This window comes from Streptomyces sp. BE303, from assembly GCF_036290945.1.
GTDB lineage: Bacteria > Actinomycetota > Actinomycetes > Streptomycetales > Streptomycetaceae > Kitasatospora.
Genome location: NZ_JAQYWZ010000727.1, coordinates 1 through 574, shown reverse-complemented (window position 1 = coordinate 574; position 574 = coordinate 1). Strand labels below are relative to the sequence as shown.

The following is a 574-nucleotide window of genomic DNA, read 5'->3' as shown; positions in this document are numbered from 1 at the left end:
GGTGACGGCCCGCGCCGTGACGACCGCCCCTCGGGTGGCAGTGGCGGCGGCTTCCGTGGCCGTGACGACCGCCCCTCGGGTGGCAGTGGCGGCGGCTTCCGTGGCCGTGACGACCGCCCGTCCGGTGGTAGCGGTGGCGGTTACCGTGGCCGTGACGCCCGTCCGTCCGGTGGTAGCGGTGGTGGGTTCCGTCGCGATGACCGTCCGTCCGGTGGTTTCGGTCGTGACCGTGACGACCGTGGCGGCAGGGGCGGCGGCTTCCGTGGCCGTGACGACCGCCCGACCGGCGGCAGTGGTGGTGGTTACCGTCGCGTTGACGGTCCGGCCTGTGGTTTCGGTCGTGTCGGTGACGTGGGGGGCGGCGTCCGTCGCGACGACCGCCCCTCCGGAGGCTTGGGCCGTGTCGGCGACGTGCGCCCAGAGGTCTGCCGTTGTGAAGTCAGTGTCGTCCGGCCGCGTCGCGACGACCGTCCGTCCGGTGGGTTCGGCCGTGACGACCGTGGTGGTGACCGCGGCGGGTTCCGTCGTGACGACCGCCCCTCCGGTGGTAGCGGCGGCGGCTTCCGTGGCCGCG

At 74.4% G+C, this 574-nt stretch carries 1 protein-coding gene; it reads right to left on the bottom strand.

The features are described 5' to 3' along the window. On the bottom strand, positions 1–574 hold a 574-nt coding region (locus tag PUR56_RS21945; protein WP_329950165.1), incomplete at both ends, for a hypothetical protein.